The sequence below is a fragment of the Pseudomonas sp. o96-267 genome (assembly GCF_003935465.1).
Lineage (GTDB): Bacteria > Pseudomonadota > Gammaproteobacteria > Pseudomonadales > Pseudomonadaceae > Aquipseudomonas > Aquipseudomonas sediminis.
Window position 1 is genome coordinate 1,887 of record NZ_RHQP01000049.1, and the last position, 24,991, is coordinate 26,877.

Here is a 24,991-nt window from a genome sequence, read left to right on the forward strand (position 1 = left end):
GCACTCAGCAGCCGCGCCGTGCGCGAGTACCTCGAAGCCCTTGATGAAGAGGCGCTGGCTGAAGCTCTTCCCAAGAAAATTTCGCTCACTGATCCTCAGTCTCGTTGGACAGCAGCGCCAGGCGGCCCGGCCTTTTTTGCCTACTCCACGAATTACCTGATCGACACTGAGCACGGTGTGATCATGGACGTGGAAGCTACCCCGGCGCACCGTACCGCTGAAGTCGATTCGACCAAGACGATGGTCGAGCGTGTCGAAGCGCAGTTCGACCTCACACCGGAACGCCTTATCGGCGATACCGCCTATGGCACTGCCCCGATGCTGGCCTGGATGGTCGAAGAAAAGGACATCGAGCCGCATGTGCCGGTGTGGGACAAGACCGAGCGCAAGGACGACAGCCTCTCCAGTAACGACTTCCACTGGAATCAGGAGGCCAATGAATACCGCTGCCCAGCCGGCAAACCACTACGCAGTGAATGGCGCGCCTTCACCCGGAAAAGATCACGGGTGACCAAGGCCAACACCATCATTTACCGCTCCAGCCAAACCGACTGCGTCACCTGCCCGTTGAAAGCGAAATGCTGCCCCAACACGCCGAATCGGAAGATCGTCCGCAACATCCATGAGGCTGCCCGCGATGTGGCTCGACGCATCGCCAAGACTCCGGAGTACCTCGTCTCTCGCTGCGAACGAAAGAAGGTGGAGATGCTTTTCGCCCACCTCAAACGGATCATGAAACTCGACCGTTTACGACTGCGTGGCCTTACAGGTGCCACTGACGAATTCACCTTGGCTGCGATGGTGCAGAACCTGCGCCGCATGGCCAAGCTTTTGCCTCAAGGGCCACCGCTCACGGGATAGGTACGCCTGCTGCGAGCAGAAACCCTCAAATTAACCCTCAAACCTGAGCAAGGACGCTCAGCGAAACGCCGGAAGGCAACTTGAAGTGGCTTGCAGCCACTTCGACAGCAGGCACACCTGATCGGCAGGCTGCCGCCGAAACCTACTTTTTCAACAGAATCGGCCAGAAGCGGACATTCACAGTGACTGAGGAATGAGGGGCGGGTCACTTTTGCTCGGATAACCTAACGCCGCCAGCAGGCGCGGAAAAACTGAAGCGAAGCGGAAGTTTTTACGTCGCGCTGCCTGGCCTTGTTAGGCTTCTTCCTGATCAAATAAGATTGCCCTGAATATTCGTATTTTCGTTGGCATTGTTTACGGGCCTTCCGCCAACAATATCCAGGAATGATTCTTGACTCTCTAGCGCGTCATCAAGCAAACCCCGCCCCCTCAATGATTTAAATAACGCTACGGAGTACGCTTGGCAATTAATTGATTTTTTGGGGTTAAACTCGATATCCGTAAAGGCATCATAATCGTCTAATTTCTCGTACACCCATATATTTTTTCTTAATGCATTGAGGTAAACCCAATCATAAAAGGCCGTTTTGGGTTCCAATGGCCATTTAACACCAAAAAACTCGAAGTATTTTAGGCTGCCGGACTCTTTCAATCTCTGGTCTTTCTTTGCTTCAATGGACGTCCCATACAATAGCTCCTTGTATGGGCCGCCGTTTTGAAAAACTTTGCTCGATTGGTAGGCTGTCTCTACCGTGAATTCGCGTTGGTATTTTTCCGTTTTAACGGTCAAGTTGAACGCGCTCAATTTAATACCCAACGGCTCCAATGATTTGCTAGATACTTCAAGTGGATGCCTGCAAATTCCAGAATCTTTAGCTGATTGGTGCAAAGATTCAACGGATTTTTGTCTTTGCGAAGGTGCCATTCCTGCATACCATGTGAACTCTACAAACTCGGTTTGCACGAGCAAGTCTGATTCGTAGCATGGTTTATATATTGGACGCTCAGCCATAACAAAATCTCTATTTTATAACGGAATATCAAAGTCAAAATCACTTACTGCTGGGTGTGTAGTTGGAAATGTAATCCACTTGCTATTAACTCCACCAAGAACAAGAACCTCTGCCTGAACAGAGCAGCTTTCCAACGCTGTCCTAGGGTCGTTATTAATAATGGAGCGATGGGCAACTGCATTATCGCTGCTATAAAGTGTTGCCTTCCACCGGGTAACTACTTCACTTACTTCAAGCCAAACATAATCTTGAATTCGCCCCTCGTACAGCGCTCTGGCAGCCATGGGATGCTCTCTACGAGTACAAAGCCGAACATAGTCTTCAAGATTTGATCTTGCATCCAATTTTCTGGAATCTTCACTAGACGCAGGCCAGTGAGCCATGCCCCGAGCTAGAAGCCGTTTCCAGCTCAATAGGCCATATCTTCTAATCGACTCAAGATTTCGAGAATCAGTGAAATGGTACAGCGGCATATATATTTCTCTCTGAATGCCTGACAAAAACGAAGCCGAAAAGTTGAGTGCAGCGTAGCTTTTTGGCATCCGTATTTATGGGGTTTCTCGGCTCACGGTCTATACTCATTTTTCCCAACGCATGGCAATTTCTGCATTTTCAAGGTCAGAAGCTACATTTATTTGATTTGAAAGTAATGCAGTCTTCCCTCCCCCAGTTCTGACCGACAATTCACAGTATGGGCGCATTTCTTTATTCTCTATTTTCTCGATAATTGATTTTGATACTACGTCCATTTGTTCGCCTGACAATGTGCAACACTTTCTTTCAATATCAATCTGTTCCGGCTTAATACTTGTCTTGCATATAGAACGCACTACTGGCTTCCAGTCATGCGATAAGGTTCTTGCCTGTACTGTGACCGAAAGCTCTCCTCTATCTTCTGCATATAAAAGCAGAAAGTTAATGTCGGGTACTACTTCCTCGCCTAATGCTAATCTTTTGGCTTTGAGTTTGGCGGCTTGATCCAATCCTTTCCCCCAAAAGGAATTAAGAGCCATATTTTCGGTTAACACTGTAATCGCAAGTCTTGATCGATCATCCATCACGACAACGTAATATTCGTCTCTATTTGTAAGGTATATGAGATGGCCAGACCGAACATTCTTTGCGTTGCCGCTATCGCCAGACCCCTTGAGCCAAACAAATCTACCTTTTTCCAGTACATCTATAAGCCATGACTCGTCTACGCCGAGCCTCTCTTTTAAGCGTTCAACGGCATGATTATGTACTGAAGGGTCACTCACCATAGTTCATGTGCTCTCAAAGCCTAACAGTGATTAGACCGAACGCTCGACTAATACGCAGCCTAACATTTCGCTAACAATGTTGACTTTTCTCTTGCGGATCAGTGTTTTATGCATCTTTCACTCCCTTCTGCTGCGACGTTATATCGAACGCGGTATAAGCCAGTTATAGCCGAATGCGGCATAAGCCCGCGCTTCACAGCATGTCGCCAAAGCTAGCAGGAATGAATGCTTGTGTGAGATAAGCAAGGCATCCATGCCGCCGAAGATGGGACTGCGCGTGAGAAGTTGTTTCCATAATGCTTTTTCTGCTGTTGATTGCCAAGAAATTAGTGGCCGCTTCTGGCCGATTCTGTTGAAAAAGTAGCTGCCTCCCAATGCCGTTGGCAAAATTGCTCTTTCAGCGAGCGTGGGGGCAAACAGCATGATGGGACAGTTACCGGGAGGACAGCAGCGCCTGTTCTACTCGTTCAACCTGGAAGATCACGTCCCGGCTCAACACCTCCTGCGCAGCATCGACCAGTGCCTGGATCTCAGTGATCTGCGCGCCTACCTGGCGGACTTCTATAGCCCCATCGGACGCCCCTCGATTGACCCGGAATTGATGGTGCGCATGCTGGTCGTCGGCTACTGCTATGGCATCCGTTCCGAGCGGCGATTGTGCGAAGAGGTGCACCTGAACCTGGCCTATCGCTGGTTCTGCCGGCTGGGTCTGGAGGACGAAGTACCCAATCACTCGACCTTCTCGAAAAATCGCCATGGCCGTTTCCGTGACAGCGATCTGTTCCGCTGGTTGTTCAATGAGGTGCTTCGGCGCTGCATGGCAGCCGGCCTAGTCAAGGGCGCAGGTTTTGCCGTCGACGCCAGCATCATCAAGGCGGATGCCAGCCGGCAACGTGGGGTAGCGGGAGATGAAGTCGATTGGCGTGATCCAACTCTCAGCAGCCGCGCCGTGCGCGAGTACCTCGAAGCCCTTGATGAAGAGGCGCTGGCTGAAGCTCTTCCCAAGAAAATTTCGCTCACCGATCCTCAGTCCCGTTGGACAGCAGCACCAGGCGGCCCGGCTTTCTTTGCCTACTCAACAAATTACCTGATCGACACTGAGCACGGCGTGATCATGGACGTGGAAGCTACCCCGGCGCACCGTACCGCCGAAGTCGATTCGACCAGGACGATGGTCGAGCGTGTCGAAGCGCAGTTCGACCTAACACCGGAACGCCTCATCGGCGACACCGCCTATGGCACTGCCCCGATGCTGGCCTGGATGGTCGAAGAGAAGGACATCGATGGGTGCGGACTTGGAATACGGTAAGCAATACAAGGCACAGCAGTGCCCACATCCAGGCGCTTGTTTTCCGTGTTCGGCCCAGCCAGTTTTTTGCCAACAAATACATAGAAATCTCGTTAATTGGGGCTGACGCCACGAATCGTGACGATTTCAACCCGACTCAGTGCGACTCGCACAGGTGATGCACAGCAGCGTGGCCGGATCAAATTCCAGGCGGCCCGAGGCGATCAACTCGCCGCATTGGTTACACCAGCCATACTCACCCTCGTGCCAACGCTTGAGGGCCAGTTGGAGGCGGACGCGTTCATGCTGCGCCCGACTGCGGATGGCATCGTTCATTGCTTGCTGCTGGAGTGCATCCATTCTCGACAAACGCCCTACCTTGCTTTGATCCAGCTCTACCGATTGCGAGCGAGACTCAGCGTCTTCCAGCAATCGATCCAGCTCGGCAGCCCGCTGCTCCAGCAGGGTCTTGAAATGGGCAAGATCGAGGGCGTCGTCCATGGCCATTAGCGCAGCAGTAACAGCGGACTGATGGTGGTGCGGAGCATGCTGGTCGTGGTGCTACCGACCAGGAACTGCCGGATACGGGAATGGCCATAGGCCCCCATCACCAGCAGATCAATGCCATGCTCTTTCTGATAGGCGTGCAGGGTAGGCTCTATCTCGCCGTTCCGGGTCTCGGCACGAACAGTGAATCCGGCATTGATCAGCACTTTCTGCGCCCAGTCCAGCTGCGCGGACGCTTCATCGCTCACGGGCCCAACCATGACCAGATGGATCGGCAGCCCCTTAAGCAGCGGGCTGGCTGCCAGCATCTCCACACCCTTGCGGGTAGTAGCGCCGCCATCGAATGCAAGCATCGCGCTCTTGGGCTTTTGGAAGCTGGCCGGGGTAACCAGGATTGGCCGGTGCATGATACGAATCACGCTCTCCAGCTGGCTTCCGACATGCTGACTCGGATTGCCACTAGACTCGCCCTGGCGACCGATGACCAGCAGGCGCGTTTCGCTTTGCAGCTCTTGCAAGCTTTCCAGCAGATCGCCATGACGCTGCTTGGACTCAGGCGCGGTCACACCATCCGCCATGGCCCGCTCTTTCGCGGCCACTAACATGATCCGCCCTTGTTCAAGGGCCAACTTGCCGCGCTGTTCATCCAGGGAAGCAAGCTCATCGAGCAGATGCTCGCGGCTGCCAAGCCCGATATTGCCACTCAGATCCGCTGCAACCGGGTACTGGCGCTGATCCAACACATGCAGGAAGGTCAGCGGCGCTTCCAGGCTCAGACTGGCCCAGGCCGCGTAGTCGCACACAGCTGGAGCCGAGGTGGAACCGTCGATACAGGCAATTACGTGGGTCATCGTTGCTCTCCTTCTTAGTGGCCCATGAGTTGATCAATGGCGTCGGGTTTATCGTGAACACCGAAGCGATCCACAATAGTGGCGCTCGCTTCGTTGAGTCCCAGCACTTCAACTTCGGTGCCTTCGCGGCGGAACTTGATAACCACCTTGTCCAGGGCAGCTACGGCGGTGATATCCCAGAAGTGGGCGCGATTCAGGTCGATGGTTACCTTGTTCAGGGCTTCCTTGAAGTCAAAGGCAGCGACGAACTTGTCAGCCGAGCTGAAGAACACCTGGCCGGTGACGTTATAGCTACGATGCTCGCCGGCTTCGTCCAGCGAAGAACTGATCGCCATGTAATGGCCAACCTTGTTGGCGAAGAACATCGCGGCCAGCAGCACGCCGGCCAACACGCCGAAGGCAAGGTTGTGGGTGGCCACCACGACCACAACGGTGACGACCATGACAATGTTGGTCGACAGCGGGTGCTTCTTCAGGTTGCGCAGCGAATCCCAACTGAAAGTGCCGATGGACACCATGATCATCACTGCCACCAGCGCAGCCATCGGGATCTGCTTTAGCCAATCGCCAAGGAATACCACCATCAGCAGCAGGAATACGCCTGCGGCAAGGGACGACAAGCGAGAACGACCGCCAGATTTCACGTTGATGATCGACTGACCAATCATCGCGCAGCCGGCCATACCGCCGATCAGACCCGAAGCAATGTTGGCCACGCCCTGGCCCTTGCACTCGCGGTTCTTGTCACTGGGGGTGTCGGTCAGGTCGTCGACAATGGTCGCGGTCATCATCGACTCCAGCAAGCCGACCACGGCCAGCGCTGCCGAGTAAGGGAAGATGATGGCCAACGTTTCGAACGTCAGCGGCACGTCAGGCCAGAGAAAGATTGGCAGCGTATCCGGCAGTTGACCCATATCACCGACAGTGCGGATATCCAGCCCAACCGACATGGCAACGGCGGTCAGCACGATGATGCACACCAGCGGCGATGGGATGAGCTTGCCGATCTTGGGGACGTAGGGGAACAGATAGATGATGCCGAGGCCCGCGGCTGTCATGGCATAGACGTGCCAGGTGACATTAGTCAGCTCGGGTAGCTGAGCCATGAAGATCAGGATCGCCAGGGCATTGACGAAGCCGGTCACCACCGAGCGCGAGACGAAGCGCATCAGTGAGCCGAGCTTCAGGTAACCGGCGACGATCTGCAACACACCACACAACAACGTGGCCGCCAGCAGGTATTCGAGACCATGATTCTTGACCAGTGTCACCATCAGCAGTGCCATGGCCCCGGTTGCTGCCGAGATCATTCCGGGGCGGCCACCGACAAAGGCGATCACCACAGCGATACAGAAGGATGCGTACAGGCCAACCTTGGGGTCGACGCCGGCAATGATCGAGAAGGCGATGGCTTCAGGGATTAGGGCCAGTGCGACCACAAGACCGGCGAGGATGTCGCCACGGATGTTGGATAACCAGGTTTGCTTTAACGAGTGGAGCATCAGAATTCCCAAGGCAATGGATCGCGCAGCACAGCATGGCGCAGGCCAAGTGCAGCTGGTCGATACGAGGTCAAATTGTCGGATGTAGGGGGCGCTGTGACGGGTGTTGAAACCGAAGGCACAGCAGAGCGTTACCGCTGGCAGAGCAAGCGGTCACAGATGATGCGGGGGGCGAAGCGCTATGGCGGCGTAGGCAGCCAGATCATGTTTTGCAGGGTAAGCATAAGGTCTTATCGAGAGGCTTTAGAAACCTAAACCGGCATGATTCTACAGGATTAGAGCTGTTTTTGCGAATCACGCCTGGCCAGGCGTCATGCTTGGATCTCAGTCTGAGCCTCGCGCACTATCTCAATTACTTGGCGCTGCTCGGTGAAGCTCACGGGTGTCCGCTGTTGGCCGCTTTCTGCCTATTGCGGCGCTGTTTTCCGGTGGTCAAGTCAGATGCACACAGTGATCAGCGCCAATGCAAAAGACCGGTCAGGTGGGTGAAATTACGCATCCAATACCTGCGAATCCCCGCACCGCGTATCAGCGCTGAGCAAGCAAAGAGTCACTTAATCCTTGGGGAAGCGTCTGTTCCATTCTCAAAGCAGGCCTCGCCATGTGCGGCCATGACGGCATGGCATAGACGCAGGCTTGCATCAGGGCCTTTCCCCGTTCCGCCTGTGCCCTCAGCGGCGGCGGTCTTTCGCAGCGGGCTTCTTGCGCAGCCAAGAATATTGAACAGGATCAATATTCAGCAGTTGGCCAATCACAGAATCTCGTTTCTCATGCGGCATACGCCCTAACAGAGATCGAATTTCTGACTCGATGCTGCCAGGTTTAGCGCCCCGCTCCTCAGCCTTCGAATACCAGTCATGGCCCAAGGCGATGTGCCCCAACTCAATATTCAATGCCCCCAGAAGAGTGCAGGGTCGAAAACTATTCGGCAAAAGCCGATGCGCTTCATCCGCCAACTGGAGTGCATCGTTATAGCGACCTAGATCGCGCATCACGCCACCATGGGTGGTGCGAACCGCCGACTTCAGCTTGGCTTGCTTTAGGGCACCATCCTGGATCTTATTCAGGAGATCATGCGCTTCCTGCGAGGCATCGCATTTGCGCAGGTGACCACTAGCATTCACTAACTGCCAGATATCTCCCGCCTTGCGAAACTCGCCCAGGTAGTAGTTGGCCTCAAGCCGATTGTGGGCATGGAGGATTTCCTCAGTTGCGTATTCCCTGCCCTCGCTTTTCAGCCACACTGCGTCTTCTTCTGAAAGACGCTTTGCACCGTCCAGCTTGCGCAAAATCGCCATCAGTTGCCTGAAATCAGACTCATCGACGAAGCCGTCAACACCATACCGCTCTCGCAGCTCGCGATTTCTTTGACGAGCTATATATTTCGGATCGCTTTCTCGCTGAAGCCTCTCGGCATGGAGGCGAGCCATCATGGCTGCGTGGCGAGCCTCAGCCTCCTCCCGCTCAACCTGCCTCTGTTGATCAACAGTCTTCTGGCGCTCTAAAGCAGCTGCAACCCTATACGACTGCTCAATCGGTGCAAGCTGAAGAAACTGTGATTCAGAAATATCGCCAGCAACGAATTGCGCCAGACTCTTGAGCCCATTTTCAGTCAGAAAGCGCAGCCCTAGGGCAGTCAATGATTTACCGTGGGAAACAGTTTCTAATAGGTTAGACAGGCGTGAACCAGTGACTGAAGCCCCCGGTAGATCATCAACCCAAAACCGTTTGGCAAGGGTCAAATGGTTGTCTGACATCAGCACTGTCCTTAACAGAATGGTACGCACGGTTATGCCATCATACCCCATCACAGCTGCCCACGAGTCAGCCATGGAAAAACGATCTACGCTTACCAATACATCATTCGAGAGAACTGCTATATTAAACATCAACACCCAGCATTGACGCATGTCCGTGCTTTCTGCCGAACAGGCAGCTGTATCACTCCCACTTACATATAGGAGTTAGCAATGCTAATCCAGCTGCTTGACTATTCGATTGAAAATGAAGGCTCTACCAATGCCTGGGCTAACATTTCGATTAAAATTGATAACACTGGCCCGATAAGGTGGCACATAACTCCAACCGAATGGAACCGACAGGATTTCGACATTGGAATTGGCGCCCCATCGGATGCAATTGACATCTCCGGCCTTTCCGCCGCAGAGAAAACCCAGCTTTTCGGAGCAGTCATTGAGGATGAGGACATCTACGACTTGGAGTCCAAAGTTTCTCAAGCCCTGAAATCCGAATTTAAAGAGATCATGAGGAAAATCAAAAGCTAACCAATAGTAACCACTGAGTAAATATAGACCCACTTAAGCCCGCAGCCTCGCTCGGGCTTTTTTAGCTCAAAGGCCATTTATTGGATCCTTCCCACGCACCACTACTAGTTAATCCACGTCTGCACAAACCAGAAGCTTCCGCCCCCCATCACACCTCCTATCAGCAGTAAGAAAGACGCCAATATCCATCCGAAACTGCCTACGGAATTTTTCTTTTTTCTTACTGCCCGTCTTTTCGAGCACGCGGCCAACAGCTCCTCAATCCTTAACACCCGCTCATCCAACTCCTTTGACGAGTTACTCGACAGTTCAGTTCCAATGCGTTCCACCCTTGAGGCTTCAAAGGAAAGCCACTCGATGATCTCGATTAATCCAGGAGCCCCTTCAGCCCCATGAAGCATGACTTCTAAGCGCTCAAGCTTATCAACAGATGCATTTATGAAATCCAACCTTCCTATAATTTCATCAACGTACTCATAGAGAAGCCGAATTTGGTTTTCATGTCTTGTCAAGGGTCGCTTAAACTCACTCATACCCACCTCCACACAAAACCAAGAAAGCCTCATCAAGCTGACGCGAAGTAGACTCTGCCTTCTTGCCAACGTTGAGCATTTTTACCAGTCGATAATATTCATCAGGACTGGACGCATGCTTCCTCAACCCCTCTTTTATTTCCTTTAGATTTGGTACAAGCTTTTCACAAGCGACCTTAATACTCATCTTCAAATCAGCCAGATCCGCATAAATATCATTCTCGAAAACCATGCAACGTGGATCCGCAATGAATTCCCCCGTGCTTTCAGCTGCGTAGATAATTTCAGGAAATTCCTCAGAAACGTCTCTTTTGACCCTATTAAAAACGACTCTGATTCGCTCCTTTTCCACCCCCATCGCAGCCAGCATACGCGCAGTTAGAATGGACTCTGCTTGCTCTTTAGCTCCAGGAACAACCGGAACCATGAACAGGTCGACCTCGTCATGGCCAGCATTGAATGACGTCAGTCCCTCGAAAAATGCTTCAGAATTGGAGGCACCAACATCGACGACCAGATCATCGTTCACTACCATTTCCAAATAAATCTTCTTGAACTCCTCGCCCCTTAACATTCCAGAAGCGCTCACTAAGTCACGAGAGTCCTGATTAATTGACTCCACAACCAATAGCTTTGCACCGTTCATTCGCGGAACAAGCATATGAGCTGACAATGTAGACTTACCTTGATTCCCACTGATACCCGCAACAACCACCTTCATAATAATCACCTATTTTTAAAAAATTTATATAATTCAACCGGATTACTAATTGACTCCTTCCTAGCCACTGGCAACCCTACACCCTCAACTCTACTTAGCTCTCGCTGCACAGTAGCATCGAGACCACTCCTATTCCTGATCAACCCTCGCCCCGCGATCCTCAAATAGATTTCATATTCCTCTTTCATGTCATTAACCAAAAATCGATATAGACTCGATAGAGAAATAGTGACCCCATCATTTGCCAGACAATCTCTAATCTCCTGCAACGTTTTATACGCCATTAACGATTCGCTCAAAAAATCACGCTTGGAATGTAGAGCTATTCTTGCCTGCCCCTTCGACATACCACCCCCTCTTTTTAACCATTATGCGCACACTCACATAACAATAGAAGTTTACAGACTTGGAATACTGGTTATATAAACAAGATTTCTTGGAAACATACCATTGCACGTGAAAGCTCAAGGCAACACGTGAGCACACGAGACCACAAACGAAAGCAATCGAAAGCACGAAAACAAGAACGAAAAACTTTTAACACTGCTGCACCTTCTTCGAAGGTTGCATCAGCGTAAAACCCCAGCCCACAAACATGCAGTTGCACCAATGCATGCTCATATGCATTTACTAAATGCGTAGTAAGCATATTTAACGAGGCATGCCATGAGAAAGATTTACAGCCAAAGCATTAACAACCACTCAACCCAGGTAGCGATAGATAATCTCGCCAAATCCTTGGATGTAGCTCAAAGCCGTATTCTTGAGACAATTCTAAACGCCATTGATATAGACGACTTGGCGGCCTTGATCACCCGCCAACTATCATTAAAAAGCACTAATACAATCAGACTAGACAGCCCCACATCTCAACTTATTCGAGACGAAATCGCTCATTCGATTTCGCTACTAAGCAACAGGGTAATAGATGCGGCAGCCGAGGGAGCCAAAACAGGCGTCATGTCCCTTCTTGAGACTGGGGAAACGATATGAGCATTTTTACAATTGATAAATTTTGCTCAAAAGATATTCCATCACGAGCCGAATACAATGAAATCGGCCTTGAACTAACTTATTCTCGATCAGGGTCAGAGGACTATTACTTTAAACCCAACAGCGACACACTGCTGGCTGCTCTAGTTGGAAGCGGGGCACGTAAGCTTAATCTAGGGATAATGCCCAGACCTGGGGACTACCAAGCGTTGATGTCCGGTATAAATCCTCGAACTGATCAGGCGTTCTGTAGCAAGACAAGACAAACTCAACTACAAACTGACAATCACGCCCTGGCCGGGTTTTCCACATCATTCAACGTCGAAAAATCGCTCTCATTGCTTTACGCCACCCTCCCCCGTGATCAGCAGATCAAATTTGAGCAAGCGATGATGGAGGCCGCCAGCCGCACCATCCAGCACCTCGAAGAAGGTGGCCACTTTGCATACCGAACAGGTGCGCAAGGAAGCGAGACGCATCCTGGTGAGGTCGTTGCTGCGACATACCTCCACTTCACAAATCGCAACCAAGAACCGCATCTTCACGTCCACGCCGAAATCCCCAATTTGATTCTAGGCATCGACGGCCAGTGGAGAACACTTGATGCCCGTGAGCTATACCGACGCCAGGTTGAGATTGGAGCTCTGTTTGATGCCAGCCTCGCCAGCATCCTGCAACGCGATCTTCCAGAAGTAGCTGATCATCTTGAGTGCGCTCCTGAACGTAGTGGATTGGTTGTCGCTGGCATTGATCGCAATACTGTCATGCGCTTTTCGACACGCCGCCAGGAAATTCAGGATGGCCTGCAAGCCATGGGAGCTTCAGGTGCGGACGCAGCGCGAGCTGTCGCCAAAAGAACACGCCAAACCAAGGCAGGGGTGGAAGGAACGGTACTGCGTCAGGAATGGAAATCCTGCCTTTCAGATCTTTCCCCCACCCAGGGAGATCTCACGCCAGCCACTTTGCTAGCCGTCGAGGCCATGGTCTTCAAGAACAGCAGCGTCTTCAAAAAGCATGATCTTGACCGTGCTGTCGCGATGCTCAGCATCCTCCACGGCGGAATCGGATCACTCCCCGAAATTGAGTCTGCCGTCGCGCAGCAGCTGGGAGTTGTGCGTCTGCCAGCCAGTCCTGGAGCAGAACCATTATTTACGACCGAAACCTTCAGGCAGCTCGAAGTCGATCTGCTGCGCTTTGCTCGCAAAGCGTCAGGCCATAGTCAGCACTTCGCCCTGTCCGACCTGCAAATCAAGCTGGCACTGCGGCAATGCGAACAAGAGAAAGGCTTTCCGCTTCGCGATGAACAGGTTCAGGCCATGGTGCACGCCACTTCGGGCAGGCAGATCTCGATCATCCAGGGCGCTGCGGGTACCGGAAAGTCTGCGTCACTCGCTGCACTCAAAATTGCTTACAGCTCAGCAGGGCATCGCGTACTTGGCCTTGCACCATCAGGCGCAGCGGCAGCCGAGCTGCAAAAAAGCTCTGGCATTGATTCGCAGACTATCCATGCACTGCTTATGCGACTGGAGAACGGTAGCGATAAAAAACCATTCAACCTGTGCAACCGTGACGTGATAGTGCTGGATGAAGCCGGAATGGTTGATACGCGCACACTCCACAAGCTCCTAAGCCATGTGGAAGCAGCAGGAGCAAAAATAGTGCTGGTAGGGGATTCCAAGCAGCTTGAGGCTGTTGGTTCTGCCTCAACGCTGCACATGCTCACCCAGCATCTGGGCTCTGCACGACTTGAGCAGATAGCTCGCCAGCGCGACAGCGCGGACAGGGAAATCAGTCAGGCCTGGTTCTCAGATACTCAAGATGCACCGGCAATGATGCAGCAGCGTGGGTTACTCCGCGTCGCCAGCCCTGACCAACCATCCCCTATTGATCAAATGCTCATCGATGCTGTTCAGGTGCACAAGAAAGGCACTGTCTGGAACGAAATCCTCCTGCTCGCTGATCGCAACCGTGACGTGACCATGCTCAACCAACGCGTACGAGAAATACGCATGGCAAACGGCGAGCTGGACAGTTCAGCCGAAAAGGTTATCCAGGTGAGCAGTGACAAAGGGTATACCCGACAGCTTGCGCTTTGTCCGGGCGACCGCATCATGCTGCGCAAAAACGCAAAGCTTGATGGCACCCCAGTCTTCAACGGAGACCGTGCAAGCGTCACTCGGATCGAATTTCGCAAGTCGAGCACTGATGAATCCCAGGTAGAAACGCTCCTACATGCTCGCCTGGATCGCTCCGGCGCGGAAATATGCTGGCGGCTTGGCGACTACGATAAGCTGGATCACGCTTACGCCATGACCGTGCACAAATCCCAAGGGCTCACTGTCGAACATGCGTTTTACTTGGTGAGCGAAACAACGGATCGCCGCTCTGCATACGTCGCGTTCACGCGCGCCAAAGAGGCCTGCCCGTTTTACCTGTCCCCGGTGTGCGAATCCGCATTCGCGAACAGAACGAGTGCGTTCAAGTCAAAAATGACGGCACTTGACGCTGATCCAGAAACGAAGAGGCGAGTGCTCAAGCTACCCGTTGGATTAGATGAGACAGCCATCCGCACCCAGCAACCAGCAGTAAAAGAATTACTGGAGAAGGCCGGAGCTCATTTTTCATACTCTGATAAAACCGAAACACCTCAGCCTGCCGCCCCAGATCCGTTAGCAAATCCAATTAGCATCCCCACGCCTCAACCGGGGTCACGGACAAAGCTAAACCTCCTGATTGAGCGTCTCAGGGTACGCTTGGGCATTGTCAGGCAGACAGGAAAAACTATTCAGAGCTCCAAATCGTCTTGGCCGCTAGCTGATGCATCAGTCGATGATTCGCGTGTCGTAAAGCATCGCCACAGCGCCACTCCAAGATCACATCTAGCGGTATCACCTTCGCCGGAGCACGCCTGATGCGCCTGTACTTGGATACGGAATTTACACAACTCAACCCCCTTACCTACCAACTGATCAGCCTTGCTTTGGTTTCGGAGGACGGTCAGGAGTTCTATGTAGAGCTGGTGGACAACTGGACGGAAGACGAATGCTCCGACTTCACTCGATCCATCGTTCTGCCCCAGCTCGACTTGCCCCGCTACGGTAGGAGTACAGAGCAGGCCAGGAGGGAGTTACTCTCATTTCTCAGTTTGATTGGCCACGCTGAAATCATCAGCGACGCCATGAACTGGGATTGGCCACTGCTCCTTGGGTTGGCGGGGTCAAAAGGCCTCCCTGAAGGTATTGAGGCGGGTAGCATCCCAGCTGGAATGCAAGGCGATATTGGAGATCTCGACGATGCCCCGCACCATGCACTTTTAGACGCTCGGCAGCTAGCAGCAATCGTGGAGCACCATATCCACAGCCCTGGCACCGTAAACCTGGAGTGAACCGATGAATGTCGCTCAACTGATTCAGCTACTCAGCGATTACCCTGCCGATACGGAAGTTCTCGTGGAGGGCTACGAAAACGGTTACGACCCAGTTCACTCGCTGTCCACAAAGACAGTAGCCAAGGTTCTGAATGCCGCTGACTATGATGGCCTTTTCGATACCCCGGACAACCTTGAGGTAGAAGCCCCTGGCGAAAAACTGACAGGCTTTAAAGCTATGGCGCGGAGAGAAAATGGCGAACGCATGAACTGCGTTGTGATCGCCGGTCTGCGAGGCCACAAACGATAACCTACGGCAGCTTGCAACCGGCGCTCATGGCCACCACTCCCTGACTAAAACCAAGCTTGCGGGGAACTCTCCGGTAGCCACGATGGCTAAGTGCAGCGACCACTGCCTACCCACGCACCCCGATCACCTCATCCCAGCGCGTCGTGTATCTCTGGCTCAGCATATCCCGACGCATCGCCCAAGCAGGTTTCGCAGGCACACGGCCAATGCGCAAAGTGCCACGGCCTTCACGCTGATTAATCTGGTCAACAACAGCCATGAGCCGGTCGGCGCCACGCCTTGGTTTAGGCGCAAACAGATCGGGCGTCAGCTCTCCTCGCTGGCTCAGATCCATCAGCAGGATGCTGCATTTTGAGAAGGGATACCCTGGCCGGTAGATTTGACTTAAGCCCCGCTGGGCGAGCGCAAGAATCTCGCGAGTATCATCAGTTGCAGCAGGCAGAGCTAGGGTGATTGCGTTGGCGTAACGCGGCCCATCGGTATCTGCCAATTGAGTCTGGAGACCCACCTGGATTGTGCTGCACAGCGAGCTCTGAGCCCGTAGTTTCTCGGCGGCACGGGTTACGTAGGCGGCCAGGGCCTCGCGAATCGGGGGCAACTCCGTCAAGCGCACACCAAACATTTTGCTGCTGCCGATTGCCTCCTTTGGCGGTGGGCCTCCGTTGAGTCCGATGCAGCTCACACCCCGCAACTCACGCGCCGTGCGCTCCATGGTCACACCGAACGTCTTGCGCAGAGTGCCAATATCGAACTGGGCTAAATCCCATGCCGTGGTGATATTCAGGGCCACCAGCTTGGCCGCCGAGCGATGACCTACACCCCAAACCTCAGACACGGGAGCCAAGCGAAGAAGCTTCTCCTGGCGGACAGGGTCAGTCAGATCGAGCACACCACCAGTGCCTTTCCACTTCTTCGCCGCCCAGTTCGCCAACTTAGCCAGGGTTTTGGTCGTACTGATGCCCACGCCAACCGGCATACCAATCTCACGAGCCAGGCGCTCGCGGATGCTGCGGCCCAACGCCTCGGGATCAGCCACACCGGTCATGTCGCCCCATGCCTCATCAATGGAATACACCTCGATGCCTGGCAGCATGTCGGCCATCACGCGCATCACCCGGTTGCTGATGTCGGCGTACAGCGTGTAGTTGCTGGATAGCGCGACCACACCTTGGCGGCGCATTTCATCGCGCACCTTGAAGTATGCAGCGCCCATGCCGATGCCCAGCGCCTTGGCCTCAGCTGAGCGAGCGATTACGCAGCCATCGTTGTTGGAGAGCACCACCACAGGTCGGCGCTTGAGCTCGGGTTGGCAGATGCGCTCGCAGCTGCAATAAAACGAGTTGCAGTCGATCAGTGCAAATACTTGGCGCGGAATGATCATGACGCCACACAGCTGACCACCCAGGACACCACACCCCAGACCTCGATGATCTCTTCACCATCGAGCTGGAAATCGGGAACAGTGGGATCTGCGGCCTTAAGCCAGCGACCTCCGAACAAGTCGCGTTGAACTAGTCGCACCCGGTAGCCCTCTCCACCTAGGTCGACTACCACCAACTTGTCGTCCAGATGGCTTGCTGCTCTGTTCACAATCAGTCGATCACCGGGGAAGATCCCGAAGCCCAGCAGCGTGTCATCAAGTACGCGCACGCCCCAGACATGCGGAGCTCCCAGTCCTGTGAGGCGATCTAGAGAGAGCCCTTCCTCCTTCTCGTCTTCAGCAGGCGACTGGAAGCCGGTGATACGAAGATCAGCCACATCGGCGAGCAGGCGCTCTCGCAGACGTTCGCCCCGGGCAAGGATGGAAAGAGACATCTGAGCACTTCCGCAAAAAACTGTATATATGTACAGTATAAAAAAGAAGATGAATCGGTCAACCGAAGACCAAGGCAACTCCGACAAGAGGGAGTGCCCAGCGATCAGGCGTCGATTAGCTCATCCCGGAGGATGAGCACCTGCTTGGGCGCCTCGATGCTGATGCGTACCTGGCTTTGGCCTTGGAAAGCACCGACATGCACGGTGATTCCATCGCGCAGCAGCTCTTTGAGGAGCTTTTCGGTATCGACGCCAGGGTCGATGGTCAGGCGGATCATCTCGCCTTCACGGCGAGTCACAGTCAGATATCCCATGGGGCAAGTCCTTTGCTAATGAGGCGATGTGCTTCCTGCTTCGGCAGTCTAGAACAAGGTTACGGATGTCGAATGTGCAACTGCGCAGCGAGAGGAGCCAGGTATGTGCGGAGGTCTAGAGGCCCGTGAGGCCGACAAGGTCTGGAAGATCTACTTCCCGAACCCAAAGGCAGCTATCCCTGTGCTGATTGAGGGCAGCGGCCAGTTGGACTGGATCACTTGGGGTAGACGCAGCGAGCAACCTGGCTACGGCCCACCAGGTGGCTGGGCGAAGCTCAGCACGGTGCAGTCAGGTGGCTGGGATAAGTACCGGCCTCGCCGTGGCTTCGGCATCGTTCAACGCTTCATGGAGAAGGAAGGTCAACCAGGTGAGAAGAATCGGATATCACACTGGTTCGATGTACCGGAAGGCTTCGGACTGGAGTGTCTGGTGATCGGTGAAGGAGAACAGCAGAGAGTCTATGTGGTGACAACGACACCTCCAGCGGAGCATGCATGGATACATGATCGCTGGCCGCTGCTGACAATGCTGAACGGCGAGTGACGACATCCACCTGGGACGTAGCGAGGTCGCCTATTCTTGAGAATAGAACCCCATATGCTCACACGATCCTCCCGGAATTTCTTTTGGCTGCTCACAGAGACGCCTGTTGATAAGATGGAAAGATTCAGCGCCTGAGATCTGCGCTAGCTGTAATCAAAAGGAATTCGCAATGTCCGCCCTCTCCGCTCTGCTCGATAACTTTCGTTCCGCCTCAGTCACTGAACGCGAAAAAGGCACCTACTTCGAGGAGCTGATCTGCGCCTACCTGCGCAACGAAGCCACCTACCGTGATCTGTACGACAAGGTGTGGATGTACGCTGACTGGGCCAAGGAGCAGGGCCTCAGCGGTAAGGACGCGGGTATCGACCTGGTGGCGCGCACCCAAGGCACCGGCGAGTATCACGCCATCCAGTGCAAGCTGTACGCCGAGGACTACAAAGTTCAGAAGAAGGACATCGACAGCTTCTTCACTGCCTCGGGCAAGGCGCCGTTTTCGCACCGCATCATCGTCACCACTACCAACAACTGGAGCGAGCACGCCGAGGACGCTTTGCAGGGCCAGCAGCCTCCGGTCAGCAAGATCGACCTGCAAGCCCTGGAAGACAGCCAGATCGACTGGGCCAAATACCAGCCCAACCAGGCGGTGGTGCTCAAGGCACGCAAGCAGCTGCGCGATCACCAGCAGACTGCTCTGAATGCCGTAGCTGCCGGTTTGAAGGATGCCGAGCGCGGCAAGCTGATCATGGCTTGCGGTACCGGCAAGACCTTCACCAGCCTGAAGATCGCCGAGCAGCAAGCTGGCAAGGGCAAGCGTGTACTGTTCCTGGTGCCCAGCTTGTCGCTGCTGTCACAGACACTCACCGAGTGGACGCAGGAAAGCGCCACCCCGCTCCACAGTTTTGCCGTCTGCTCTGACAGCGACGTAGGTAAGAAACGCAAGGCAGAGGATGACGCGGTTCAGGTGTTCACCCACGAACTGCGTTATCCGGCCACTACCAAGGCGGATCGCCTCGCGGCAGAAATGCTCAAACGCCACGATGCCGAACACATGAGTGTGGTGTTCTCCACCTATCACTCCATCGACGTGATCAGCCGTGCCCAGGCAGACCATGGCCTGCCCGCTTTCGATCTGGTGATCTGCGACGAGGCGCACCGCACTACCGGGGCCACCTTTGGCGACGATGACGAAAGCAACTTCGTGCGCGTTCATGATGGCGACTACATCCGCGCGGCCAAACGCCTGTACATGACCGCTACGCCTCGCATTTACGGCGACAACGCCAAGATCAAGGCCGAGTCCGGCGAAGTCACCCTGTGCTCAATGGATGACGAAGCGCTGTATGGCAAAGAGCTGTTCGTCATCAACTTCTCAGAGGCCGTTCAGCGTGGCTTGCTCACCGACTACAAGGTACTGGTTCTCACGGTTGAAGAGAGCGTCATTAACCGCCGACTTCAGGAACTGCTGAAGGACGAAGACAACCAGCTCAAGGTGGACGACGCCGCCAAGATCGTCGGCTGCTGGAAGGCATTGGCCAAGCAGGGCCTACACGAGCAGCTCATTGGCGATGATGAGCCAATGAAGCGCGCCGTGGCCTTCTGCCAGGTTATTTCGCCTAACTACAAAGGCACCAAGCACAAAGTCAGCTCGATCAACATCGCCAGCATGTTCCAGGCGGTGGTCGAGGCCTATCAGGAGTCCGAAAACATCGACGAAGCCTCGCGCCTGATTTGCGAGGCCGAGCACGTGGACGGCGGCATGAATGCCAGCGCCAAGGAAGCCAAGCTCAATTGGCTGAAGGAGGAACCTCCGGCCAACACCTGTCGCATTCTCAGCAACGTACGCTGCCTGTCTGAGGGTGTGGACGTGCCAGCGTTGGATGCCGTGCTCTTCCTCACCCCACGCAACTCCCAAGTGGACGTGGTGCAATCGGTGGGCCGGGTGATGCGCAACGCACCGGGCAAGAAGCGCGGCTATGTCGTGCTGCCGGTGGTCATCCCAGCCGGCATGGAGCCGCACGAAGCACTCAACGATAACCAGACCTACAAGGTTGTCTGGCAGGTGCTCCAGGCGCTGCGCTCGCACGACGACAGCTTCGACGCCATGGTCAACAAGCTCGATCTGATCGGCTCCGACCCACGCAAGATGGAAGTCATCGCCATCACCGACAAGGCCGAGAAGAAGGCCAAGAAAGCCACCGGCACCAGCAACGGCAAAGCCGGTAAAGGCCAGTACGGGATCGGTAGCAAGAACCATGATGCTCCCGGCCAGATGACTCAGCAGGCCGAGCTGACCTACGAGGTCGGCGAAATCGAGAAGGCCATCTACGCCAAGATCGTCGAGAAGTGCGGCAACCGCCATCATTGGGAAGACTGGGCCAACGACATTGCCAAGATCGCTCGCACCCATATCGACCGTATCCAGGGCATTCTAGAGAACCCGGCTAACACCCAGGAGCGGGCCGCCTTCAACGCTTTCGCCGCCGAACTGCGCGACGATCTCAACGACAGCATCAGCGATGGCGAGATTGTCGAAATGCTCGCCCAGCACCTGGTAACCAAGCCGGTGTTCGATGCGCTGTTCGACGAGTACAGCTTTGCCAGCCACAACCCCATGTCCAAGGCCATGCAAGGCGTGCTGGACGCGCTGCATGAGCACCATCTGGCCAAGGAAGCCGACACCCTGGAAAAGTTCTACGCCAGCGTGCGTCAGCGTGCTGCCGGCATCGACAATGCCCAGGGCAAGCAGAAGATCATCGTCGAGCTGTACGACAAGTTCTTCCGCAACGCCTTTCCCAAGATGACCGAGCGCCTGGGCATCGTTTACACCCCGGTCGAGGTGGTCGACTTCATTCTTCACAGCGTTAACCACCTGCTGCAACAGGAGTTCGGCCAGACCCTGGGCAGCAAGGGCGTCCACATCATCGACCCCTTCACGGGCACCGGCACCTTCATCACCCGCCTGATCCAATCGGGCCTGATCAAACCGGAAGAGCTGCCGCACAAGTACAAGCACGAGATCCACGCTAACGAGCTGGTACTGCTGGCCTACTACATCGCTGCCATCAATATCGAAGCTGCCTACCATGGCGAAGTGATCGACGAGTACACCCCGTTCGAAGGAATCTGCCTGACCGATACCTTCCAGATGTATGAAAAGGACGACCTAGTGGATGCGCTGCTGGAGGACAACAGTGCCCGGCGCAAGCGTCAGAAGGAGCTGGATATTCGGGTGATTGTGGGCAATCCGCCGTATTCGGCTGGCCAGACGAGTGCAAACGATAACAACGCCAACATCCAGTACCCAACGCTTGATGAGCGCATTCGTACTACCTACGCGGCTGGCTCAAAAGCCACTCTCAAAAACGCCCTGTATGACAGCTATATCCGTGCAATTCGCTGGGCCAGTGACCGTATTGGCGATGCCGGCATAATCGGGTTCGTCACCAACGCGGGCTTTGTGGAAGCCAATACCGCAGACGGCCTGCGCAAGTGTCTTGCCGATGAGTTCTCCAGCCTTTATGTGTTCCATCTTCGAGGCAACCAACGCACCAGTGGGGAAACCTCGCGCAAGGAGGGTGGAAAGATATTTGGAAGTGGCAGTCGCGCCCCTATTGCCATCTCGCTGCTAGTCAAGAATCCCAGCGCACAGGCCCACGGCCAGATCTATTTTCATGACATTGGCGATTACCTCAGTCGTGAGGAAAAGCTTGAGAAGATTTCAGGCTTTGCCAGTGTGGCTGGTATCGAGGCATGGCAGCAGATCGCACCGGATGAGTACGGGGATTGGCTCAAGCAACGCGATGATAGCTTCGGACAATTCATCGCTATGGGTGACAAAGGGGCTTCATCAGATACGACACTGTTCGACAGCTATTCGCGAGGATTACAGACTGGTCGTGATGCCTGGGCTTACAACTCCAGCCGTACCGATCTAGCAAGCAACATGAGCCGCATGATCAGCTTCTACAATGCTGAGGCTGAGCGTTTCGACAAGACCAACACGGGGCTAGACAGAAAGCAGCGAGCGGAGGTTGTAGATAGCTTCATCAACACTAATCTAACGTGTATCAGCTGGACGCGAGCACTCAAGCAGGAGCTGGTTAAGGGAAGGCGCTTCGAATTTGACCCAGCATCGTTGGTGGCTTCGTTTTACCGGCCATTCACCCAGCAATGGCTTTATTTCAGCCGCACCTTCAACGAGATGGTGCTTCAGATGCCTCGCATCTTCCCCGATGCTAGTTCCCCAAATGTAGCTATTTGCGTTAAAGGAAATTGGAGGGGTGAAGGCCACTTTGCCTTCATCTCAAATTCTCCAACTAGCGACCAGCCTGATGGCGGTGCTCAATGCTTCCCCCTGTACCTTTACGACCAAGCCGCCCAGGAGTCCAAAGGCGACCTTTTTGCCGCGCCGCCTGAAGGCGGTCTGCGCCGTCGTGATGCCATCACAGATGCAGGCCTTGCTCACTTCCAAAGCGCCTATCCTAGCGAAGCGATCAACAAGGAAGACCTTTTCTACTACGTCTACGGCATCCTTCATTCTCCGGAATACCGAGAGCGCTTTGCCGACAACCTCAGCAAGGAGCTGCCGCGCATTCCAGCAGTGAAGAAGGCCGCCGATTTCTGGGTCTTCAGCAAGGCAGGCCGCGCTCTGGGCGACCTCCACCTGAACTACGAAACCGTCGAGCCCTACCCGCTGACCATCGAGGCCAAGGGCACGCTCAGCGACGCCGACTACCGCGTTGAGAAGATGAAGTTCGCCAAGAAGGGCGACAAGACCACTGTCATCTACAACCACCGCATCACCCTCAAGGGGATCCCCGAGGCGGCCTGGGACTATGTGGTGAACGGCAAGGCCGCGCTGGACTGGGTGATGGAGCGCCAGGCCGTGCGCACCGACAAGGCCAGCGGCATCGTCAACGACGCCAACGACTGGGCCGTCGAAACCATGGGCAACCCCAAGTACCCGCTTGAGCTGTTCCAGCGCGTGGTCACCGTGAGCCTGGAAACCCAGAAAATCGTCAACAGCCTGCCAGCACTGGATATCTGATCGTGGCAGCCCCGAAGCAGGAGGAGCTGTTTTCTCCACTGAGCGACTTACAGGCTGCCCAGTGGTTAATCGGGGAACTGCATGATGACCTGCGGGGACGCGTAGCGCGCTTTCAGCAGCTCAATGACCTCTGCGCAAACCTTGGCAGCACGGGCACGATGATCCCTGGAGAGGTCGCCTATTCAGCGTGGATTGAAGCGCGCTCCAGCTTCGTTAACGGCAACTATGTCGCGACTGTGATGCTATGCCAGGGGCTTGCTGAGCAGATGCTTGCGAGCCATCTGACGTTGAGTCTGAATGCCCCAGAGCTACCCAAGAAAATAGGCTTCCAGGACACGCTAAGTCGCTGCGTGGAACAGGGCGTGATCGAACCATCGCTGGCTGGGCAGTTAAAGCAGCTGATGGAGTTGCGAAACCCACTTTCCCACTTTCGCCGTGTCGATGATCCAGAGAGCCTTTCTCGGCGTGCGCTGGATAGCCAAACGCCTGCTCAAGTCACGTTGCAGCGTGATGCTACGTTTGCGATTGGTGTTGCGGTTGACCTTCTGGCCTCAGCCGCATTCAGGCTTGGACGGTAGCGATGATGGGGTACTGCAATGACCCTAAATGAAGTCATTGCATGCCAATTTCTCGGTTATTGACTCCGAACAGAGTCATTAGCCGGAGCTGTCATTGCTTGATACTGCCGCACCTGATGTGAGGGGAACCACCTATCCGGAGACTCCAACGCTTCAACAGTCTGGGCAATGATCCCTGCCCTGCACTATGCCGGCGCTCAAGTTCCGATATCAGCATCATATGAGTGAGCCCAGGGTCAGTCTCCGCGCTGTAGAGCGACCTCTAGAAAATGCCGCTCAATCGCCTCAATCAGGTCATCCAGAGCGTCCTGTAGCCGCATGTCTTCGCGCGGATCAGAGCTGTTCGGTCTAAATGTCCGAGCGTGATGCAGGAGTGCCTCAGCATCATTGGTATTGAGATCGAGCTGGATCATTGTTCCCCTCCTCGTTCAGCACTACGCCCTCAACCGAGCCCCCGCACACTAGCCTCACTGGTTGGCTAATACCCCGCAGAATAGCCGCGTAGCCGGCTAGCGCTCAGGCAGGATTGAAGCTGGTAGGGGGTTGTGAGCCACAACCCCCTACCAGCTTCAAGGCAAAAAAATTCTCGCTCGCGCTGCTTTTGATTTCAAACCTTAAGCCGCAGCCTGTCGGCTGCGAAGAAGACGAGCTCCCTCTCTCTGCCTTCCGGCAACTCATCTCAGCTATCTGTTTACGATGCTGGTACGGGCATCCTTGCCTGGCAGTACCTGGGAAAAGTTCGCCAAAGGAGGGGCCTGGCAGGGACTCGCTTTTTCTTTGCTCTCAAATATAGAGATCCGTCGTTTAAAAAATTTTTTAACCCCCCCTACTCTCATAATCCGACGAACGGTCGCGATTGACAATTTGCAAACGCCCATTAAATCCACTGAAAGCCACGCAGCACTAGGGCCGCAGCGTTTTAACTCCTCACACAACAAAAAAAGCAAAAAATTCCAACACACCCGCTACCTTTACGCAAAAACCTGGGGCGATTTCGTCCAACTTTCACGAACCCTCCCAACCCATTCGGGAGATCCCACGGTGCCGATAGGTGTTGGCGCTGATGGAAAATTGACCCACCCTGCCGATTGAAATTTGACCCAGGGCGGATTGCTGATTTTGTTACCAGCAACTGTGGATAAGTCTACCAGCGCAGCTGCTTTTGAACCCACTCCCTCGCTGTCCCAGTTCAGCTGTTGA

Annotated in this window: 24 protein-coding genes and 1 pseudogene; 10 read left to right on the forward strand and 15 right to left on the reverse strand. The window is 54.3% G+C overall.

What is annotated here, in order from left to right:
- Positions 1 to 861 (forward strand): transposase (locus EGJ86_RS23035; protein ID WP_148100095.1); only part of this gene is annotated, 861 nt, incomplete at its 5' end.
- A 310-nt stretch (positions 862 to 1,171) separates the two neighbouring features.
- Here EGJ86_RS23035 and EGJ86_RS23040 read toward each other — a convergent pair.
- The 4 genes from EGJ86_RS23040 to EGJ86_RS23055 form a co-directional block, all read right to left on the reverse strand.
- The gene (locus EGJ86_RS23040) at positions 1,172 to 1,873 is read right to left on the reverse strand and encodes a hypothetical protein (protein ID WP_125836756.1); all 702 of its coding nucleotides are present in this window, start codon (positions 1,871 to 1,873) and stop codon (positions 1,172 to 1,174) included.
- Between the two features lie 15 nt (positions 1,874 to 1,888).
- Positions 1,889 to 2,416, reverse strand: coding sequence for a DarT ssDNA thymidine ADP-ribosyltransferase family protein (locus EGJ86_RS23045; protein WP_125836757.1), 528 nt, complete (start codon positions 2,414 to 2,416; stop codon positions 1,889 to 1,891).
- 36 nt (positions 2,417 to 2,452) lie between these two features.
- Entirely contained in the window at positions 2,453 to 3,133 is a 681-nt protein-coding gene (locus EGJ86_RS23050; protein ID WP_125836758.1) for a hypothetical protein, read from the reverse strand.
- Positions 3,134 to 3,274: 141 nt separating this feature from the next.
- Complete coding sequence (locus tag EGJ86_RS23055; RefSeq protein ID WP_125836759.1) at positions 3,275 to 3,559, reverse strand: hypothetical protein; 285 nt, start codon at positions 3,557 to 3,559, stop codon at positions 3,275 to 3,277.
- Between EGJ86_RS23055 and EGJ86_RS23060 the strand changes: the two are divergent.
- Positions 3,558 to 4,421: pseudogene (locus tag EGJ86_RS23060) on the forward strand (IS1182-like element ISCfr1 family transposase); the annotation flags it as partial. The gene EGJ86_RS23055 and the pseudogene EGJ86_RS23060 overlap by 2 nt on opposite strands.
- Positions 4,422 to 4,571: 150 nt before the next feature.
- Here the strand turns inward: EGJ86_RS23060 and EGJ86_RS23070 are convergent.
- The 4 genes from EGJ86_RS23070 to EGJ86_RS23085 all read right to left on the reverse strand — a co-directional run bounded on the left by EGJ86_RS23070 (position 4,572) and on the right by EGJ86_RS23085 (position 9,041).
- Positions 4,572 to 4,931, reverse strand: a complete 360-nt coding sequence (locus tag EGJ86_RS23070) for a TraR/DksA C4-type zinc finger protein (RefSeq protein WP_004574007.1) — start codon at positions 4,929 to 4,931, stop codon at positions 4,572 to 4,574.
- Positions 4,931 to 5,782: a universal stress protein gene (locus EGJ86_RS23075; protein ID WP_125836760.1), complete on the reverse strand. Its 852-nt coding sequence runs from the start codon at positions 5,780 to 5,782 to the stop codon at positions 4,931 to 4,933. The genes EGJ86_RS23070 and EGJ86_RS23075 overlap by 1 nt, the downstream gene beginning before the upstream one ends.
- Positions 5,783 to 5,796: 14 nt before the next feature.
- On the reverse strand, positions 5,797 to 7,284 hold the full coding sequence (locus EGJ86_RS23080) for a SulP family inorganic anion transporter (RefSeq protein ID WP_034019483.1): 1,488 nt from the start codon (positions 7,282 to 7,284) through the stop codon (positions 5,797 to 5,799).
- Positions 7,285 to 7,955: 671 nt separating this feature from the next.
- Positions 7,956 to 9,041 carry a hypothetical protein gene (locus EGJ86_RS23085; RefSeq protein WP_125836761.1) on the reverse strand — a complete coding sequence of 362 codons (1,086 nt, stop codon included), beginning with the start codon at positions 9,039 to 9,041 and terminating at the stop codon, positions 7,956 to 7,958.
- A 213-nt stretch (positions 9,042 to 9,254) separates the two neighbouring features.
- Here EGJ86_RS23085 and EGJ86_RS23090 point away from each other — a divergent pair, with 213 nt between their 5' ends.
- A complete protein-coding gene (locus EGJ86_RS23090) occupies positions 9,255 to 9,569 on the forward strand; it encodes a hypothetical protein (protein ID WP_125836762.1) in 315 nt (104 codons plus the stop codon).
- Between the two features lie 104 nt (positions 9,570 to 9,673).
- Here the strand turns inward: EGJ86_RS23090 and EGJ86_RS23095 are convergent, their stop codons facing one another.
- Together EGJ86_RS23095 and stbB are read right to left on the reverse strand one after the other, a co-directional pair.
- Positions 9,674 to 10,102 (reverse strand): hypothetical protein, encoded by a 429-nt coding sequence (locus EGJ86_RS23095; RefSeq protein WP_125836763.1) that lies wholly within the window; start codon positions 10,100 to 10,102, stop codon positions 9,674 to 9,676.
- Positions 10,095 to 10,823, reverse strand: a complete 729-nt coding sequence (stbB, locus tag EGJ86_RS23100) for a StbB family protein (protein ID WP_125836764.1) — start codon at positions 10,821 to 10,823, stop codon at positions 10,095 to 10,097. Before stbB ends, EGJ86_RS23095 begins: the two co-directional genes overlap by 8 nt.
- A 666-nt stretch (positions 10,824 to 11,489) precedes the next feature.
- On the opposite strand from stbB, the gene EGJ86_RS23105 reads away from it, so the two are divergent.
- Genes EGJ86_RS23105 through EGJ86_RS23120 form a run of 4 tightly spaced genes read left to right on the forward strand, consistent with a single transcriptional unit; the run spans position 11,490 to position 15,493 of the window.
- The gene (locus tag EGJ86_RS23105; RefSeq protein ID WP_125836765.1) at positions 11,490 to 11,816 is read left to right on the forward strand and encodes a hypothetical protein; all 327 of its coding nucleotides are present in this window, start codon (positions 11,490 to 11,492) and stop codon (positions 11,814 to 11,816) included.
- Positions 11,813 to 14,728, forward strand: a complete 2,916-nt coding sequence (gene mobF / locus EGJ86_RS23110; RefSeq protein WP_125836766.1) for a MobF family relaxase — start codon at positions 11,813 to 11,815, stop codon at positions 14,726 to 14,728. Before EGJ86_RS23105 ends, mobF begins: the two co-directional genes overlap by 4 nt.
- A complete protein-coding gene (locus tag EGJ86_RS23115; protein WP_125836767.1) occupies positions 14,728 to 15,201 on the forward strand; it encodes a 3'-5' exoribonuclease in 474 nt (157 codons plus the stop codon). Before mobF ends, EGJ86_RS23115 begins: the two co-directional genes overlap by 1 nt.
- A gap of 4 nt (positions 15,202 to 15,205) precedes the next feature.
- Positions 15,206 to 15,493, forward strand: a complete 288-nt coding sequence (locus EGJ86_RS23120) for a hypothetical protein (RefSeq protein ID WP_125836768.1) — start codon at positions 15,206 to 15,208, stop codon at positions 15,491 to 15,493.
- Between the two features lie 106 nt (positions 15,494 to 15,599).
- Here EGJ86_RS23120 and umuC read toward each other — a convergent pair whose 3' ends face one another.
- From umuC to EGJ86_RS23135, 3 genes are all read right to left on the reverse strand, one after another.
- Complete coding sequence (gene umuC, locus EGJ86_RS23125; protein ID WP_125836769.1) at positions 15,600 to 16,874, reverse strand: translesion error-prone DNA polymerase V subunit UmuC; 1,275 nt, start codon at positions 16,872 to 16,874, stop codon at positions 15,600 to 15,602.
- The gene (locus EGJ86_RS23130; protein WP_125836770.1) at positions 16,871 to 17,308 is read right to left on the reverse strand and encodes a S24 family peptidase; all 438 of its coding nucleotides are present in this window, start codon (positions 17,306 to 17,308) and stop codon (positions 16,871 to 16,873) included. The genes umuC and EGJ86_RS23130 overlap by 4 nt, the downstream gene beginning before the upstream one ends.
- A 104-nt stretch (positions 17,309 to 17,412) precedes the next feature.
- Entirely contained in the window at positions 17,413 to 17,622 is a 210-nt protein-coding gene (locus EGJ86_RS23135; RefSeq protein WP_125836771.1) for a carbon storage regulator, read from the reverse strand.
- Between the two features lie 103 nt (positions 17,623 to 17,725).
- On the opposite strand from EGJ86_RS23135, the gene EGJ86_RS25220 reads away from it, so the two are divergent.
- The 3 genes from EGJ86_RS25220 to EGJ86_RS23155 all read left to right on the forward strand — a co-directional run bounded on the left by EGJ86_RS25220 (position 17,726) and on the right by EGJ86_RS23155 (position 23,791).
- Entirely contained in the window at positions 17,726 to 18,166 is a 441-nt protein-coding gene (locus EGJ86_RS25220; protein ID WP_218565894.1) for a hypothetical protein, read from the forward strand.
- Positions 18,167 to 18,335: 169 nt separating this feature from the next.
- Entirely contained in the window at positions 18,336 to 23,213 is a 4,878-nt protein-coding gene (locus EGJ86_RS23150; protein ID WP_125836772.1) for a type ISP restriction/modification enzyme, read from the forward strand.
- A 2-nt stretch (positions 23,214 to 23,215) separates the two neighbouring features.
- Entirely contained in the window at positions 23,216 to 23,791 is a 576-nt protein-coding gene (locus tag EGJ86_RS23155) for a hypothetical protein (RefSeq protein WP_125836773.1), read from the forward strand.
- A gap of 236 nt (positions 23,792 to 24,027) precedes the next feature.
- Here the strand turns inward: EGJ86_RS23155 and EGJ86_RS25150 are convergent, their stop codons facing one another.
- Together EGJ86_RS25150 and EGJ86_RS25225 are read right to left on the reverse strand one after the other, a co-directional pair.
- Positions 24,028 to 24,204: a hypothetical protein gene (locus EGJ86_RS25150; protein WP_177432928.1), complete on the reverse strand. Its 177-nt coding sequence runs from the start codon at positions 24,202 to 24,204 to the stop codon at positions 24,028 to 24,030.
- A 558-nt stretch (positions 24,205 to 24,762) separates the two neighbouring features.
- The coding region (locus EGJ86_RS25225; RefSeq protein ID WP_148100093.1) for a hypothetical protein at positions 24,763 to 24,991 on the reverse strand (229 nt) is incomplete at its 5' end.